The sequence below is a fragment of the Pseudomonas sp. P129 genome (assembly GCF_020312195.1).
Classification (GTDB): domain Bacteria; phylum Pseudomonadota; class Gammaproteobacteria; order Pseudomonadales; family Pseudomonadaceae; genus Aquipseudomonas; species Aquipseudomonas fragariae.
The window spans coordinates 599441-615306 of record NZ_JAGPYS010000002.1; the positions used below are offsets into that span (position 1 = coordinate 599441).

Below are 15866 nucleotides of genomic sequence, written 5' to 3' on the forward strand. Positions count from 1 at the left end.
ACGGTCGCGATGCTTGCACATCGCGACCGTTTTTATTTACCCGAGCAACGCTCAGTTGTATTGAGTGACCAGCTTGGTATTCAGGTAAGCCTCAATGGCTTCGGTGCCACCTTCGGAACCGTAACCGGAATCCTTGATCCCGCCAAACGGCACTTCCGGCAAGCCGATGCCCTGATGGTTGATCGACAGCATGCCCGCTTCGATATAGGTGCTCAGCGCCTGAGCAGTCTTCATCGACGTGGTGAAGGCATAGGATGCCAGCCCGAACGGCACGCGGTTGGACTCGGCGATCGCCTCCTCTAGTGTGTCGAACGGCACCAGCAGCGCAACAGGGCCGAAAGGCTCCTCATTCATGATGCGCATGTGCGGCTTGAGGCCACTCAACACCGTCGGCTCGAAGAAATAGCCCGGTCCTTCGCCAGCCTTGCCACCCGCAGACAGCGTCGCACCACCGCGCACCGCGTCATCGATCAGATCGACCAGCGCAGGAATACGTCGATCATTGGCCACCGGGCCCATGGTAGTGCCCGCCTCCAGACCGTTGCCAACCTTGATTTCACGGGTCAGCCCGACGAATTTCTCGGTGAACGCATCCAGCACCTTGCGCTGCACCAGAATTCGCGTCGGCGATACACAGACCTGCCCGGCGTTACGGAACTTGGCGGTGGCCAGCACGCGAGCGGCGAGATCGATATCCGCATCATCGAACACCAACGCCGGTGCATGGCCGCCCAGCTCCATGGTCGCCCGTTTCATGTGCTTGCCAGCCAATGCGGCCAGCTGCTTGCCGACCGGCGTGGAGCCGGTGAACGTGACCTTGCGAATGACCGGATGCGGGATCAGGTAACCGGAGATTTCTGCAGGGTCGCCGTACACCAGCCCGATGACGCCCGCTGGAACGCCCGCATCGGCGAATGCGCGGATAAGCTCGGCAGGCGACGCCGGCGTCTCTTCCGGGGCCTTGACGATGATCGAGCAGCCCGCAGCCAGCGCCGAGGACAACTTGCGCACCACCTGGTTGATCGGGAAATTCCACGGCGTGAACGCAGCAACCGGACCGACCGGTTCCTTGATGACCTTCTGCTCGATGGACACGTTACGCGATGGCACGAGACGGCCATAACTGCGACGCCCCTCTTCGGCCAGCCAGTCGATGATGTCCGCCGCCGACAAGGTTTCCATGCGCGCTTCGGCCAGAGGCTTGCCCTGCTCCTGCGTCATGATTCGGGCAATGCTGTCCGCACGCTCGCGAATCAGGTTTGCCGCTTTCTGCATCAGCTTGTAGCGATCATAAGCCGAGGTCGCACGCCAGGTGGCAAAGCCACGCTCGGCCGCCGCCAGGGCTTCATCAAGATCGGCGATACCGGCATGCGCCACAGTGCCCAGCGCCTCGCCCGTCGCCGGGTTTATGACTGACAGCGTGCGGTTGTCGCGACTGGCGCGCCACTGACCATCGATATAAAGCTGTACGTCTGGATACATAAACACTTTCTCCATAAGTCGCTGAAAGGAACGGTGTGGCCGATGGATCAGACTCGCTGATCAGCACCGGCCATCGGCAAAAATACCAAGCGCTACGGCTCGTCGATTTTGCGACGCGTCGTGACGCGCGTCGACAATCCCACAACACGTTTGGGCCCCGTGGTCTCATTGGCCTGCGCTATGCTGCACTTACGACAATATTTAACTTACACAGCCTGGATTCGAGCCACCAGTCAGGGATGACGGGATCATGAACGCACAGTCTGCCGCACTGCATCATCATACGCCCCGCCTGACTGTCATTGATCCACGCGGTCTGGAGATTCGCGCGATTGATTTTCGGCGCAACCCGTTAATCGACACGCCGGAACGACTGGTAAACCGCGCAGCTCATGACGCTGCCGGGCATCCGGTCAGCTGCTGGGATGCAAGGCTCTGGGAAAGCCAGGCTGCGGTCAATCTTGCCACTGTGTTTTCCCTGAGTGGTCAGGCGCTTCTCAGCGACAGTGTCGATGCCGGTTGGCGGCTGATGCTGGCCGGTGACAGCGGCGCGGTCGTGGTGAGCCGGGATGGCCGTGGGACTGAGCGGAGCGTGCAGTATGACGCCCTGCTCAGACCCGTTGCCATCATTGAAAACGGACGCTGCGTCGAGCGGCGGCAATACGGCGGGCCGGATACCAAAGGCCATAACCAGTGCGGCCAATGTATACGCCATGATGACCCGGCTGGTTCGCGAATGGATGACGAGTTCGCCCTGGCGGGTGGCGTGCTTGAACAGACGCGGCATTTTCTCTTCAATCCCGAAAATGTCGACTGGCCAGAACCGATGACAGAACGTGACGCCTTGCTCGAATCTGGTCCAGGCGCAACTACGCGCTGGGCACGCAGTCCGCCTGGCGATGTCATCTCGCAGACGGACGCCCAGCGTAACGTCCAGACCTTTGCCCATAGTGTGGCAGGTCATATCGAGGCCATTTCACTCAGCCTCCCCGGGCAGACAGAGCGAATTCTGATTCACAGGATCGATTACGACGCTCAAGGCCACGTAACCTCGGAAACGGCTGGCAACGGTGTTATGACCAAGGCGTTGCATGACGCCGCAAATGGCCGTCTGATTGAACTCAAAGGCACACGAGCAGATGGCCAACTGCTGCAACATCTGCTGTATGACTACGACCCGGTGGGCAATGTCCTGCGTATTGAAGATCGCGCTCAGCCGACGCGGTACTATCGCAATCAGCGCCTTGAACCGGTGTCGACTTATCAATACGACACGCTGTATCAGTTGATCCAGGCTACGGGCACGGAGTCCGCGAAACGCAATCAAGGCCCGGTTTTTCCATCATTCCAGGTTCCCCCCGACCCGACGCAGCTAGCCAATTACAGGCAAACCTATCGTTATGATGCGAGCGGCAATCTGCTGCAACTGACTCACACTGGCACCCAGTCCCACTCGCGCACTCTGGTCACTTCGCAAACCAGCAATCGCAGCCTGCCGGTCATCAACGATCAACCGCCGGATGAAGCAGCCATCGCTGCCGCGTTCGACGCCAATGGCAATCTGAGTGAGCTGCAAGCCGGGCAAGCGATGAGCTGGGACTGGCGTAATCAGTTGCAGCAAGTGCGGCCTGTGGTTCGGGAAGCGGGTGACGACGACAAAGAGCGCTATGTCTACGACGCCAGTGGGCAACGCCTGCGCAAAATCCATACGACCAAGGCGAAAGCCGTTGTCCACAATGCCGAAGTGCGCTACTTGCCAGGCCTGGAGGTGCACAGCAACAGCGCCACAGCCGAGACCTTGCACGTTATCGTCACCCAGGCCGGGCGCAACGAGGTCCGGGTGTTGCACTGGCAGGCGGGTCAGCCTGAAGGACTTGAAAACGATCAGGTTCGCTACAGCTTCGCCGATCATCTGGGGTCCGGCACCCTGGAGCTGGATAAAAACGCGCACATCATCAGCCAGGAAAGTTACTACCCGTTTGGTGGTACGTCGTGGTGGGCAGGGCGCAGTACGATTGAAGCCAGCTATAAAACCATTCGATATTCTGGCAAGGAGCGCGATGCAACAGGGCTGTACTACTACGGCCTGCGCTATTACGCGCCGTGGTTGCAGCGATGGATCAATCCGGATCCGGCGGGCACAGTGGACGGGATGAATCTATATCGTTTTGTCAGGAATTCGCCTTTGCGGTTTGCTGATCAACAAGGGGCTGCTCCCCACGACGTTCCCCTTACAGTCGTCGCAGACGACCTTTCCGAGTTCAAGCCTGAGCAGCAATTTAAAATATTTGCCGCCAGGGATGTTGCCGTTTCGTTATTGACGTTCACGCGTTCCGAGCTGTTAAAAGCATCACCAAGTGAAGACGTAAAGGAGGCATTCGACGCAACCTTTGGGGCGCTGGCTCCCAGCGCTCGCGCCGCTACGAGTATCGACGTGGAGGATTCCTTACGGCAGATGCAGGAGCTCATTGAGGGCATCGGCAGTCCAGAATCCGATCTGACGCTGTTTCTTTTTAATGGACCCGAAAACATTCTCGCATCGACTCGTTTTCAAGGCGAGTTTCAGGAATCGGTGGAACGGATTGGGGTGTCGGCCTCCCTGCTTGCCAACTACGATGTGCTGGAAGTTGCACGATCCATTATTCATGAGGCCTCCCATGTCCAACTGAATACGATGGATGCGTTTTATTATCTGACGGATGCTGGCAAGCTCCTCGTCGACGGAGCGGATGCTGCACAGGTCGAGGCGTGGTCCAGCGAGATCCGAATGTCATTAAGAGAAATCTCGCAGCATGGCCCCGACGAAGAACAATTTGATCCTGCCGACTATATAGCCGCCATGCAGGCGTTGACCAAGAATGCGCGCACCCCGGCACAGCGAAAACAAGAGTTCTTGAGCAACACAACGACCCGGACTTTATTATTGCAGATGAATGCCGACACGCTTTCGTCGCTGGTCATGGCGACCGGCCAGCCTGTCCGATATGCACAAACACGGATGAATCAGCCTGGAAATTAGGTGATCAATGACAGTACCCGCTAGTGCAGATACAGAGTGCCATTGACGCCTGAAAAAACGGTGCCTGTCTGGGCACCGTTTCAACAAAAAAGGCGTTGTCGGGGTAATTACAGAATCGGCTTGCCGCCCGTCACTGCATAGCGCGAGCCGGAAATGTAACTGGCTTCGTCCGAGGCCAGCAGCACATAGATCGGCGAAACTTCCACCGGCTGCCCCGGGCGTCCCAGCGGTGTCTCGCTGCCGAAGCTTTTCACGTCTTCATCGGTCATGGTCGCCGGGATCAGCGGCGTCCAGATCGGGCCGGGTGCCACGCTGTTCACACGGATGCCCTTCTCGCCCAGCAACTGCGCCAGGCCACCGGTGAAGTTGGCAATCGCGCCCTTGGTGGTCGCGTAGGCCAGCAGCGTCGGCTTGGGCATGTCCGAATTCACCGAACTGGTATTGATGATCGAGCCGCCCCGTGGCATATGCGGAACCGCAGCCTTGCAGATGCGAAACATCGCGGTGATGTTGATATCGAAGGTCTTGACCCACTCTTCGTCGGAGATTTCGTCCAGCGTTTCATGCGTCATCTGGAACGCAGCGTTGTTGACCAGCACATCGATGCGACCAAACTCTGCAACGGTCTTGCTCACGATGTCTTCGCATTGCTGCTTCTGTGCCAGGTCGCCCGGCAACAGCAGGCATTTGCGGCCCGCCTCTTCGACCCAGCGCTTGGTTTCTTGCGCGTCCTCATGCTCGTTCAAGTAGGAGATCGCGACCTGCGCGCCTTCCCGTGCAAAGGCAATCGCCACTGCGCGGCCGATGCCGCTGTCAGCGCCGGTGATCAGAGCGATCTTGCCCTGCAGACGTCCGGAGCCCTTGTAGCTCTTTTCACCGCAATCGGGATAGGGGTCCATCTTGCCCTGCATGCCTGGAACTTCCTGTGGCTGACTGGCAAATGGCGGCTTTGGGTATTCTTCGTTCATCTGAATAAATCTCGCTGAATAAAAGTTCTGACTGAAGTGCTGAAGCCCTTGCCGATCGCCTGTGGCGGATAGGACAAGGGCTTTCAACCAAAGGGCTGGTCAAACGCGGCTATCACGCACCTGGCTTGAGCACTACCTTGGTCCAGCCTTCATCACGCGCATCGAAGTGCTTGTAGGCGTCAGGGCCCTCTTCAAGCTTCAGGCGATGGGAAATGATCTGCGACGGCTTGGCGCGACCGTGGTGGATCAGCTCGGCGAGGCGACGGTTGTAAGCCTTGACGTTGGCCTGACCGGTACGGATCTGCTGGCCCTTGAACCAGAACGAGCCAAAGTCGAAGGCCATCTTGCCTTCCTTGGCGAGGTCGCTTTTGGCGCCCGGATCCTGCGGCACGAAAACGCCCACGACACCGATTCCGCCAGTCGCCTTGGTCGAGGCAACGAGGTTGTTCATGGTGACGTGATTGGCCTCGTGACCATGACGGTCGCAGCACTGATAACCGACGCACTCACAGCCTCGGTCGGTGCCTTTGCCATCGGTCAGATTGAGGATCTGATCCACCGCGCCCTGCTCCAGCGAGTTGATCGGCGTCGCGCCCATCTTCGCCGCGAGGGCCAGACGATCAGGATGGTTGTCGACCACGAACACCTGCGAGGCGCCCTTGATCATTGCCGAGTGGGCAGCCATCAGACCGACCGGGCCGGCACCGTAGATGGCAACGCTTTCGCCAGGCAGCAGCCCGGCCAGCTCGGTGGCATGCCAGCCGGTAGGAAAGATGTCCGAGAGCATGACGTAATCTTCTTCACGCTCGGCGGCATCTTCGGGCAACAGCAGGCAGTTGAAGTCGGCATACGGCACGCGCAGCAACTCGGCCTGGCCACCTTCGTGATCGCCCATATCGGCAAAACCATAGGCCGCGCCAGCGCTGCCAGGGTTGGCGGTCAGGCAATAACCGGTCAGGCCCTTCTCACAGTTTTCGCAAAAGCCGCAGCCAATGTTGAACGGCAGGCACACCCAGTCGCCCACCTTGATGCGGTCAACGCCGGCGCCCACTTCAATCACCTGGCCGAGGTTCTCATGGCCGAAAATGCGCCCGGTCTCGAACGACGTGCGGCCTTCGTACATGTGCAGGTCCGAGCCACAGATATTCGTGGAGGTCACTCGGACAAGCGCATCTGTCGGCTTCTGAATCTTCGCATCCGGTACGTTTTTGACACTGACGTCACGCGGACCGCTATAGACGATGGCTTTCATGTTCGGAGTCTCCTCAGTAAAAAATTCGTTAGGGCTTTTTAGGGCTCACCGAATATCTGTCACAACCAGAAGGCGCCTGTTCAAAGCGATTGCCTTTACACCTGACGAATGGTCATCGATGAGTGCGAGATAGGCTCTGTACGAAAAGTCGGCGAGCGAAGGTCAGGCGAGGCAAAAACAGGCGAGGAAGCGGAGTCTACGTGTTGTAAATGAGCATTCCGAGCCTGTTTTTAACGAAGCATCACCGAGCGCAGCCACTTTTCGTACAGAGCCTAGAGCTGTGGGCGCGTATGGATTGAGGTAAATGAGATGAACGACAAGCCCGGTAGCCGCCGCAAATAAAGGATTTGCATGCTCGATCTTATGGTATACCATCAGACGAAATACAAAATTACTCGCTCCGGGAGTCATTCATGAGCTTTGAAATTCGCAAGATCGTCACGTACACCGAAGAAACCTTTATCGAGGGCGGCAAAGCCACCGACAAACCGGTCACCATGATCGGACTGGCGGCGGTGATCAAGAACCCCTGGCTGGGCCGTGGTTTCGTCGAAGACCTGAAGCCGGAGATCCGCGCCAACTGCTCTGCACTGGGCGAGCTGATGGTCAAGCGCCTCACCGATGCGATTGGCGGTGCGGAAAGAATCGAGGCCTACGGCAAGGCTGCAGTGGTCGGCGCGGAAGGTGAAATCGAACACGCCTCGGCAGTGATCCATACCCTGCGCTTTGGCAATCATTACCGTGAGGCCGTCAAGGCCAAGAGCTACCTGAGCTTCACCAACAAACGCGGCGGCCCAGGTACGTCGATCCAGATTCCGATGATGCACAAGGACGATGAAGGGCTGCGCTCGCACTACATCACCCTGGAAATGCACATCGAAGATTCGCCCCGCGCCGACGAAATCATCATAGTCCTTGGCGCCGCCAACGGCGGACGCCTGCATCCGCGAATCGGCAATCGGTATATCGACCTGGAAGAGCTGGCCGCCGAAAAGGCCCAGTGATCCATCCCCTTTAACGTCCGCGCAGGAGCGATCCATGATTCAGCTCACCGCTGAACACACCCCGGCGGGTACCAGCTATCTGGCTACCGGCCAAGGTCACCCCGTGGTGTTGATTCACGGGGTGGGCCTGAATAAGGAAATGTGGGGCGGCCAGATCGTCGGGCTGGCCACGCATTATCAGGTCATCGCCTACGACATGCTCGGCCACGGCGCCAGCCCGCGCCCCGATCCGGACACCGGCCTGCCGGGCTATGCCGAACAACTGCACGAGCTGCTGACACATTTGCAGTTGCCGCAGGCGGCGGTCGTCGGTTTCTCCATGGGCGGCCTGGTGGCGCGTGCGTTCGCGCTGGAGTTCCCCCAGCACCTGTCGGGGCTGGTGGTGCTCAACAGCGTCTTCAATCGCAGCGCGGAACAGCGTGCCAGCGTCATTGCGCGCACCAGCCAGGCTGCCGAGCATGGCCCGGACGCCAACGCGGGCGAAGCGCTTTCGCGCTGGTTCAGCCGCGAGTATCAGGCGGCCAGTCCGGCGCAGATTGCGGCCATTCGGCACAACCTGGCCAGCAATGATCCTCAGGGATACCTGACCACGTACAAGCTGTTCGCCACTCAGGATATGTACCGCGCCGGGGATCTGGGCGATATTCGCGCACCGACGTTGATCGCCACCGGCGAACTTGACCCGGGATCGACGCCGGAAATGGCCCGCGAACTGGCCGCGCGTATCCCCGGTGCCGAGGTCGCGATATTGCCCGATCAACGCCATATGATGCCGGTTGAATCGCCGCGTCTGGTCAACCAGGTGTTGCTCGGTTTCTTCGAAAAGATCGGCCTCGACAAACCGGCGTCCGCTCACCATTCGATCAAGGGGATTGTTGCATGAGCCTTACCCGCTTTCAGATGTGCATCGACGGTCAGTGGGTCGATGCGTTGTCCGGCAAGACCTTCGACAGCCTCGACCCGGCGCTGGCCGAACCCTGGGCGCAACTGCCGGATGCCGACGAAGCCGACGTCGAACGGGCCGTTCAGGCCGCCCAGAAAGCCTTCGAGGGGCAGGCCTGGCGCGGCCTGACGGCCACGGCACGCGGCAAGCTTCTGCGTAAGCTGGGCGACCTGATTGCCGAAAACAAGGAGCAACTGGCGCAGCTGGAAAGCCGCGACAACGGCAAACTGATTCGCGAGACCCGCGGGCAGGTCGGCTACCTGCCGGAGTTCTTTCATTACACCGCAGGGCTGGCTGACAAACTCGAAGGCGGCACCCTGCCCCTCGACAAGCCGGACCTGTTCGCCTACACCGTGCACGAACCGATGGGCGTGGTGGCCGGGATCATCCCCTGGAACAGCCCGTTGTACCTCACCGCCATCAAGCTGGCCCCGGCATTGGCTGCTGGCAACACCATCGTCCTCAAACCCTCGGAACACGCCTCGGCGACCGTGCTCGAACTGGCGCGTCTGGCACTTGAAGCCGGCATTCCGCCTGGCGTGGTCAACGTCATCACCGGTTACGGCCCGACCACTGGCGCAGCCCTCACCCGGCACCCGCTGGTGCGCAAGATAGCCTTCACCGGTGGCGCGGCCACGGCGCGACATGTGGTGCGCAGCAGCGCGGAGAACTTCGCCAAACTGTCGCTGGAGCTGGGCGGAAAATCACCCAACATCATCTTCGCCGACGCCGACCTGGACAGCGCCATCAATGGCGCCGTCGCCGGCATCTATGCGGCGTCCGGGCAAAGCTGTGTTTCCGGCTCGCGACTGCTGGTGCAGGACGAAATCTACGACGAATTCGTTGAACGCCTGGCCGAACGCGCCAGTCGGATCCGGATCGGCAATCCGCAGGATGAAGGCACCGAAATGGGCCCGATGGCCACCGCCCAGCAACTGGCCGTGGTAGAAGGCCTGGTAGCTGACGCGCTGGCCGAAGGTGCACGCCTGCGTCTGGGCGGCAAGCGACCGGAGCTGGACAGCAAAGGCTGGTTCTATGAACCTACGCTGTTCGAGTGCGATCACAATTCGATGAAGATCATGCAGGAAGAAGTGTTCGGTCCGGTGGCCTCGGTGATTCGTTTCAAGGACGAAGCCGAAGCGCTGGCCATCGCCAACGACTCCCAGTTCGGCCTCGCCGCCGGCATCTGGACCCGTGACCTGGGACGCGCGCACCGTCTGGCGCGGGATATTCGCTCAGGTATCATCTGGGTGAATACGTATCGAGCCGTGTCGGCCATGGCGCCTATCGGTGGTTTCAAAAATAGCGGCTACGGTCGTGAGAGCGGGATAGACTCCGTGCTGGCCTACACCGAACTGAAAACGGTGTGGATCAACCTTTCGCAGGCGCCCATGCCTGATCCATTTGTCATGCGTTAACGAGGCCGCTGCGATGATAGAACCCGGTATTTACAAAGAAGTCATGGCGTCATTCCCTTCGGGCGTGACCATCGTCACCACCCTGGACCCTGAGGGCAATCTGGTCGGCATTACTGCCAGCGCATTCAGCGCGCTGTCCATCGACCCGGCACTGGTGCTGTTCTGCCCCAACTACGAATCGGACACTTACCCGGTGTTGCGCGACAGCAGGAAATTCGCGATTCACCTGCTGTCTGCCGATCAGCAGACAGAAGCCTATGCGTTTGCCAGCAAGGGCAAGGACAAGACCAAGGGCATCGAGTGGCAGTTGAGCGAGCTGGGTAACCCGCTGCTGGGCAACTCCACAGCGATCATCGAGTGTGAACTGTGGCGCGAATACGACGGCGGCGATCACGCGATCATTGTCGGCGCGGTGAAAAACCTGATCCTGCCCGCGACGCCGGTCACACCGATGGTCTATCACCGGGGCAAGATGGGCGCACTGCCGGCCATCGTCTGAGGCCGCGCAGGGCGGTTTTGGTGGTTGCAGGCACGGGCGTGATAAACTCGGCCGCGACCCGGGTTCATCCGTCCGGGCCATGCAGCAGCCCGCGCAGTGTGCGGGTTGCCGACATGAGCGAGACTTTATTTCCAGTCACGTTTTTACTTTGACAGCCCCATTCCGAGCACACCCGATGAAACGCCTGCCTCTCGACGACACCTTCAAGGTCAACCGCAACCCCGTCACGCTGCGCGAGATCGTGCTGGACAAGCTGCGCAGCGCAATCATGAACTTTCAGCTGCTGCCGGGTGACCGTCTGGTCGAGCGTGATCTGTGTGACCGCCTCGGCGTGAGCCGCACCTCGGTGCGCGAAGCACTGCGCCACCTGGAATCCGAAGGTCTGGTCGAGTTCGCCGATGCCAAGGGCCCGCGCGTTGCCATCATCACGCTGGCTGACGCGTGCGATATCTACGAACTACGCTGCGTGCTCGAAGGCCTGATCGTTCAGCTGTTTACCCTGCGGGCCAAACCCAAGGACATTCGCGCACTGGAAAAAGCCCTGGAGGAAAATCGTCAGGCGCTCAAGGAAGGCGAACTGCAGCAGGTGATCGACTCGGTCCAGGGTTTCTACGATGTACTGCTGGAAGGCTCGGGCAACCATGTGGCCGCGACCCAGTTACGCCAGTTGCAGGCGCGCATCAGCTACCTGCGCGCCACCTCGGTATCCCAGGAAAACCGCCGCGGTGCCAGCAACAAGGAAATGGAGCTCATGGTCGAAGCGATCAAGAGCGGCGACCCGCTGGCCGCGCATCAGGCGTCGGTCGATCACGTACGCAACGCCGCACGCGTGGCGCTGGAATACCTCAAATCCAAGCAGGACGAAGTCAGCAAAGTCCGTGACATCGTCGCCCCCGTCGCGCTGAAAGAACCTCGCATAGGTCGCTGAAATGGCCACACCGCGCTTCTGTCCCCAATGCGGTAGCGCTGATCTGGTTAAGCGTGTGCCGTCGGGCGATACGCATGTGCGGTTGGTCTGTGGCGGTTGTCAGTACATTCACTACGTCAACCCGAAGATCATCGCGGGTTGCATCATCGAGCAGGAAGGCAAGTACCTGCTCTGCCAGCGTGCCATCCCGCCGCGCCCCGGCACCTGGACGCTGCCTGCCGGCTTCATGGAAAGCGGTGAAACCACCGAGCAGGCGGCGCTGCGTGAAGTCTGGGAAGAAACCGGTGTACGCGCCGAGATCCTTTCGCCCTACTCCATTTTCAGCGTGCCGCGCATCAGCGAAGTCTACATCGTGTTCCGTGCCATCGCGCTGGAGGTGACCGGCCAGTTCGGCCCGGAAACCCTGGACTACAGATTCTTCGCCGCCGAAGACATACCGTGGGACAGCATCTATTACCCCGCTATCCGGCAGATACTGGAACGCTATATCGAAGAACGTCAGGCCGGTGTCTACGGTATTTATATCGGCAACGACGACACCGGCAAGGTGCACTTTATCCGGTGAACGCCTGAAGCTTTCAGCTCGCCACTGAACGCCTAAAACTGCCCCTCCACGATCACGATCTCGGCCTTGGAAGCGCCCTGCCTGTGGCTCATCGCATTCTGATACTCGGGCGACTGATAACAGGCCAGCGCCTTTTCGTAGGATTCAAATTCGATAATCACCGTGCGCTGCGGCGTGCCGCGCCCTTCAAGCGCCTCGGAACGCCCGCCGCGCGCCAGGAACCTGCCACCGAACAGCTCGAAAGCCGCCGGGGCGCGCTGGGTGTATTGGCTGTACTGCTGGGGGTCGGTCACATCAACGTGTGCAATCCAATAGGCTTTCATCGCGATCTCACTGTTTCATTGATAGGCAATCTGTGGAATATTCTGTCTTATGGTATACCACGATTCATCCACCCATAAAACCGGGAAACTGACTATGGCGTTCGATCGCATCGAAGACATCATTGAAGACTACCGCCAGCGCAAGATGGTGTTGCTGGTCGACGACGAAGACCGGGAAAACGAAGGCGATCTGCTACTCGCCGCCGACTGCTGTTCGCCGCAGGCAATCAGCTTCATGGCTCGCGAAGCGCGCGGTCTGATCTGCCTGACGCTGACCGACGAGCACTGTCAGCGTCTGGGCCTGGAACAGATGGTGCCCAGCAACGGCAGCGTATTCGCCACCGCGTTCACGGTATCCATCGAGGCGACGACGGGTGTGACCACCGGCATCAGCGCGGCAGATCGTGCGCGTACCGTGCAGGCCGCCGTCAACCCGCACGCGGTACCGGAGGACCTGGTGCAGCCGGGCCATATCTTTCCATTGCGCGCTCGCGACGGCGGCGTGCTGACCCGCGCCGGGCATACCGAAGCGGGCTGCGACCTGGCCCGGCTGGCCGGTTTCACGCCAGCGTCGGTCATCGTTGAAGTGATGAATGATGACGGCAGCATGGCCAGAAGACCCGACCTGGAAGTGTTCGCCAAAAAGCACGACATCCGTATCGGCACCATCGCCGACCTGATCCATTACCGCCTGAGCACCGAACACACCATCGTCAGGATTGGCGAGCGCGAACTGCCGACCGTGCACGGCACCTTCCGTCTGTTCAGCTACGAAGACCGCATCGAAGGTGGCGTGCACATGGCCATGGTGATGGGCGACATCCGGCGCGACGCCGCCACGCTGGTACGCGTGCATGTGGTCGACCCGCTGCGCGACCTGGTCGGCGCCGAATACAACGGGCCTGCCAACTGGACACTCTGGGCCGCCCTGCAACGTGTCGCACAGGAAGGTCACGGTGTGGTAGTGGTGCTGGCCAATCACGAATCGTCCCAGGCGCTGCTGGAGCGCATCCCGCAACTCACCCAGCCACCCCGTCAATACACCCGCTCGCAATCGCGCATTTATTCCGAGGTCGGTACGGGCGCACAGATCTTGCAGGACCTGGGCGTCGGCAAGCTGCGCCACCTCGGCCCGCCACTGAAATACGCAGGGTTGACCGGCTACGATCTGGAAGTGATTGAAAGTATTCCGTTTCCCGGCTGACCAGGCAAAAACTCGTCACGCGAGCCCGATAATCCGCCGCCTGCAACCACAGGCGCTGACCGGAAACCCGACCATGACGGCGTTTTGAGAGGGCAAAACGCTTGCAGAAAGTTTGGAATACCATAATATGACATTCCATAAATACAAGATCTGGTCAGACGCGCCCGGCAAGGGAAAGCACTAATAACAGCACCTGACCTGTACAAGGTTTCAAGGCCCATTGGACCTACTGCTCCCGATTACGCGGGCAAGAAAAGCCCGCTCAAAACACAACAAATGAGGGCGTAAAAATGGTGTTGAACAAACGTGCAACAGCAGTCCTGGCCGCTGGCGTGCTGGCTTTCTCGAGTGTCGCCGCTATTGCCGCCGAGAGCGTCAACTTCGTGAGCTGGGGCGGCTCCACGCAGGACTTCCAGAAGGAGGCCTGGGCCGCTCCATTCAGCAAGGCTAGCGGCATCACCGTCGTGCAGGATGGTCCTACCGACTACGGCAAACTCAAGGCCATGGTCGAAAGCGGTAACGTGCAGTGGGACGTTGTCGATGTCGAAGCCGACTTCGCCCTGCGCGCCGCCAGCGAAGGCCTGCTGGAGCCTCTGGACTTCAGCGCCATCAAACGCGATGAGATCGACAAGCGCTTCGTGACTGACCACGGTGCCGGTTCGTTCTTCTTCTCCTTCGTGCTCGGCTACAACGAAAGTAAAGTCGGCGGCAAGGCGCCTGGCGACTGGGCCGCGATGTTCGACACCAAGACCTACCCGGGCAAGCGCGCGCTGTACAAGTGGCCAAGCCCCGGCGTGCTGGAACTGGCCCTGCTGGCCGATGGCGTAGCATCCGACAAGCTTTACCCGCTGGACCTCGACCGCGCCTTCAAAAAACTCGACACCATCAAGAAGGACATCGTCTGGTGGGGCGGCGGTGCGCAGTCCCAGCAACTGCTGGCCTCCGGCGAAGTGTCGATGGGGCAGATGTGGAACGGCCGGGTCTACGCCCTGCAGCAGGATGGCGCCCCGGTGGGGGTGAGCTGGAAGCAGAACCTGGTCATGGCTGACTTTCTGGTCGTACCCAAGGGTGCAAAAAACAAGGACGCCGCGATGAAATTCATCGCCAACGCGACCAGCGCCAAAGGCCAGGCAGACTTCTCCAACCTCAGTGCCTATGCCCCGGTCAATACCCAGAGCGTTGCGCGCCTGGACTCTACGCTGGCACCTAACCTGCCGACCGCGCACGTTGCCGATCAAATCACTCTCGACTTCGCATACTGGGCCAAGAACGGCGCTGATATTGCGACACGGTGGAACGAATGGCTGGTCAAGTAAAGATGACAGCGGTTGCTCCTCGTCAATCCATGCCGGCCGGGGGTGCTTCCAGCACCGCTGGTGCGGCCAGCCAGAGGGCGCCGGGCATGCCGCCATCCCCTTCCCTCGCACAGCGCTGGCGTGGCAGCCGCAATCTGCTTCCGGCGCTGATCTTCCTCGGACTGTTCTTCTTCGCGCCGCTGATTGCTCTACTGCTGCGAGGCGTGCTTGAGCCGGTGCCGGGCCTTGGCAACTATGAGCAACTGTTTGCCAACTCGGCCTACTCGCGGGTGCTGCTCAATACCTTTTCCGTAGCCGGTCTGGTGACGCTGTTCAGTCTGCTGCTGGGCTTTCCGCTCGCCTGGGTGATCACCCTGGTGCCGCGCGGCTGGGGCCGCTGGATTCTCAATATCGTGCTGCTGTCGATGTGGACCAGCCTGCTGGCCCGCACCTATTCGTGGCTGGTGCTGTTGCAGGCCTCCGGGGTCGTCAACAAGGCCTTGATGGCCATGGGTATCATCGATCAACCGCTGGAAATGGTGCACAACCTGACCGGTGTGGTGATCGGCATGAGCTACATCATGATTCCGTTCATTGTCCTGCCATTGCAGGCGACCATGCAGGCCATCGATCCCATGGTGCTGCAGGCGGGCTCGATCTGCGGTGCCAGCCCTTGGAGCAATTTCTTCAGAGTGTTTCTGCCACTGTGCCGTCCTGGGCTGTTTTCCGGAGGCCTGATGGTGTTTGTCATGTCACTCGGTTACTACGTCACCCCGGCACTGCTCGGCGGCGCGCAGAACATGATGCTGCCCGAATTCATCGTCCAGCAGGTGCAGTCGTTCCTCAACTGGGGGCTGGCCAGTGCCGCCGCTGCGTTGTTGGTGCTGATCACGCTGGTGCTGTTCTACTTCTACCTGAAGCTCCAGCCGGAATCACCGGTCGGCGCCAGCAACGCGAGGTAAACCG

General features: G+C 60.0%; 14 protein-coding genes. 10 read left to right on the forward strand and 4 right to left on the reverse strand.

Annotated elements, in window-relative coordinates; translation table 11 throughout:
• Window positions 1-51 precede the first annotated feature (51 nt).
• Window positions 52-1482 carry an NAD-dependent succinate-semialdehyde dehydrogenase gene (locus KBY02_RS07825; RefSeq protein ID WP_024659730.1) on the reverse strand — a complete coding sequence of 477 codons (1431 nt, stop codon included), beginning with the start codon at window positions 1480-1482 and terminating at the stop codon, window positions 52-54.
• A 250-nt stretch (window positions 1483-1732) separates the two neighbouring features.
• On the opposite strand from KBY02_RS07825, the gene KBY02_RS07830 reads away from it, so the two are divergent.
• Window positions 1733-4501 carry an RHS repeat domain-containing protein gene (locus KBY02_RS07830; RefSeq protein ID WP_104653132.1) on the forward strand — a complete coding sequence of 923 codons (2769 nt, stop codon included), beginning with the start codon at window positions 1733-1735 and terminating at the stop codon, window positions 4499-4501.
• Between the two features lie 107 nt (window positions 4502-4608).
• Here the strand turns inward: KBY02_RS07830 and KBY02_RS07835 are convergent, their stop codons facing one another.
• Complete coding sequence (locus KBY02_RS07835; RefSeq protein WP_011267661.1) at window positions 4609-5469, reverse strand: SDR family oxidoreductase; 861 nt, start codon at window positions 5467-5469, stop codon at window positions 4609-4611.
• A gap of 112 nt (window positions 5470-5581) precedes the next feature.
• Window positions 5582-6721, reverse strand: a complete 1140-nt coding sequence (locus tag KBY02_RS07840; protein WP_003405501.1) for a glutathione-independent formaldehyde dehydrogenase — start codon at window positions 6719-6721, stop codon at window positions 5582-5584.
• A 413-nt stretch (window positions 6722-7134) separates the two neighbouring features.
• Here KBY02_RS07840 and KBY02_RS07845 point away from each other — a divergent pair, with 413 nt between their 5' ends.
• The 6 genes from KBY02_RS07845 (at window position 7135) to KBY02_RS07870 (ending at window position 12078) form a co-directional block, all read left to right on the forward strand.
• A complete protein-coding gene (locus tag KBY02_RS07845) occupies window positions 7135-7725 on the forward strand; it encodes an amino acid synthesis family protein (protein ID WP_057457943.1) in 591 nt (196 codons plus the stop codon).
• A 34-nt stretch (window positions 7726-7759) separates the two neighbouring features.
• On the forward strand, window positions 7760-8608 hold the full coding sequence (locus KBY02_RS07850; protein WP_024651466.1) for an alpha/beta fold hydrolase: 849 nt from the start codon (window positions 7760-7762) through the stop codon (window positions 8606-8608).
• A complete protein-coding gene (locus tag KBY02_RS07855) occupies window positions 8605-10086 on the forward strand; it encodes an aldehyde dehydrogenase (RefSeq protein ID WP_011267658.1) in 1482 nt (493 codons plus the stop codon). The genes KBY02_RS07850 and KBY02_RS07855 overlap by 4 nt, the downstream gene beginning before the upstream one ends.
• A gap of 13 nt (window positions 10087-10099) precedes the next feature.
• Window positions 10100-10585: a flavin reductase family protein gene (locus KBY02_RS07860; RefSeq protein ID WP_003405523.1), complete on the forward strand. Its 486-nt coding sequence runs from the start codon at window positions 10100-10102 to the stop codon at window positions 10583-10585.
• A 175-nt stretch (window positions 10586-10760) separates the two neighbouring features.
• The gene (locus tag KBY02_RS07865; protein ID WP_003405525.1) at window positions 10761-11513 is read left to right on the forward strand and encodes a GntR family transcriptional regulator; all 753 of its coding nucleotides are present in this window, start codon (window positions 10761-10763) and stop codon (window positions 11511-11513) included.
• 1 nt (window position 11514) lies between these two features.
• The gene (locus tag KBY02_RS07870; RefSeq protein ID WP_003405527.1) at window positions 11515-12078 is read left to right on the forward strand and encodes an NUDIX hydrolase; all 564 of its coding nucleotides are present in this window, start codon (window positions 11515-11517) and stop codon (window positions 12076-12078) included.
• A 32-nt stretch (window positions 12079-12110) separates the two neighbouring features.
• Here the strand turns inward: KBY02_RS07870 and KBY02_RS07875 are convergent, their stop codons facing one another.
• Window positions 12111-12401 (reverse strand): DUF1330 domain-containing protein, encoded by a 291-nt coding sequence (locus KBY02_RS07875; RefSeq protein WP_024642548.1) that lies wholly within the window; start codon window positions 12399-12401, stop codon window positions 12111-12113.
• Window positions 12402-12495: 94 nt separating this feature from the next.
• Between KBY02_RS07875 and ribBA the strand changes: the two genes are divergently transcribed.
• The 3 genes from ribBA to KBY02_RS07890 all read left to right on the forward strand — a co-directional run bounded on the left by ribBA (window position 12496) and on the right by KBY02_RS07890 (window position 15862).
• Window positions 12496-13605, forward strand: a complete 1110-nt coding sequence (ribBA, locus tag KBY02_RS07880; protein WP_122320053.1) for a bifunctional 3,4-dihydroxy-2-butanone-4-phosphate synthase/GTP cyclohydrolase II — start codon at window positions 12496-12498, stop codon at window positions 13603-13605.
• Window positions 13606-13895: 290 nt separating this feature from the next.
• Window positions 13896-14921 (forward strand): ABC transporter substrate-binding protein, encoded by a 1026-nt coding sequence (locus KBY02_RS07885; protein WP_116865583.1) that lies wholly within the window; start codon window positions 13896-13898, stop codon window positions 14919-14921.
• A complete protein-coding gene (locus KBY02_RS07890) occupies window positions 14906-15862 on the forward strand; it encodes an ABC transporter permease (protein ID WP_116865582.1) in 957 nt (318 codons plus the stop codon). Before KBY02_RS07885 ends, KBY02_RS07890 begins: the two co-directional genes overlap by 16 nt.
• The last annotated feature ends 4 nt before the right edge of the window (window positions 15863-15866 follow it).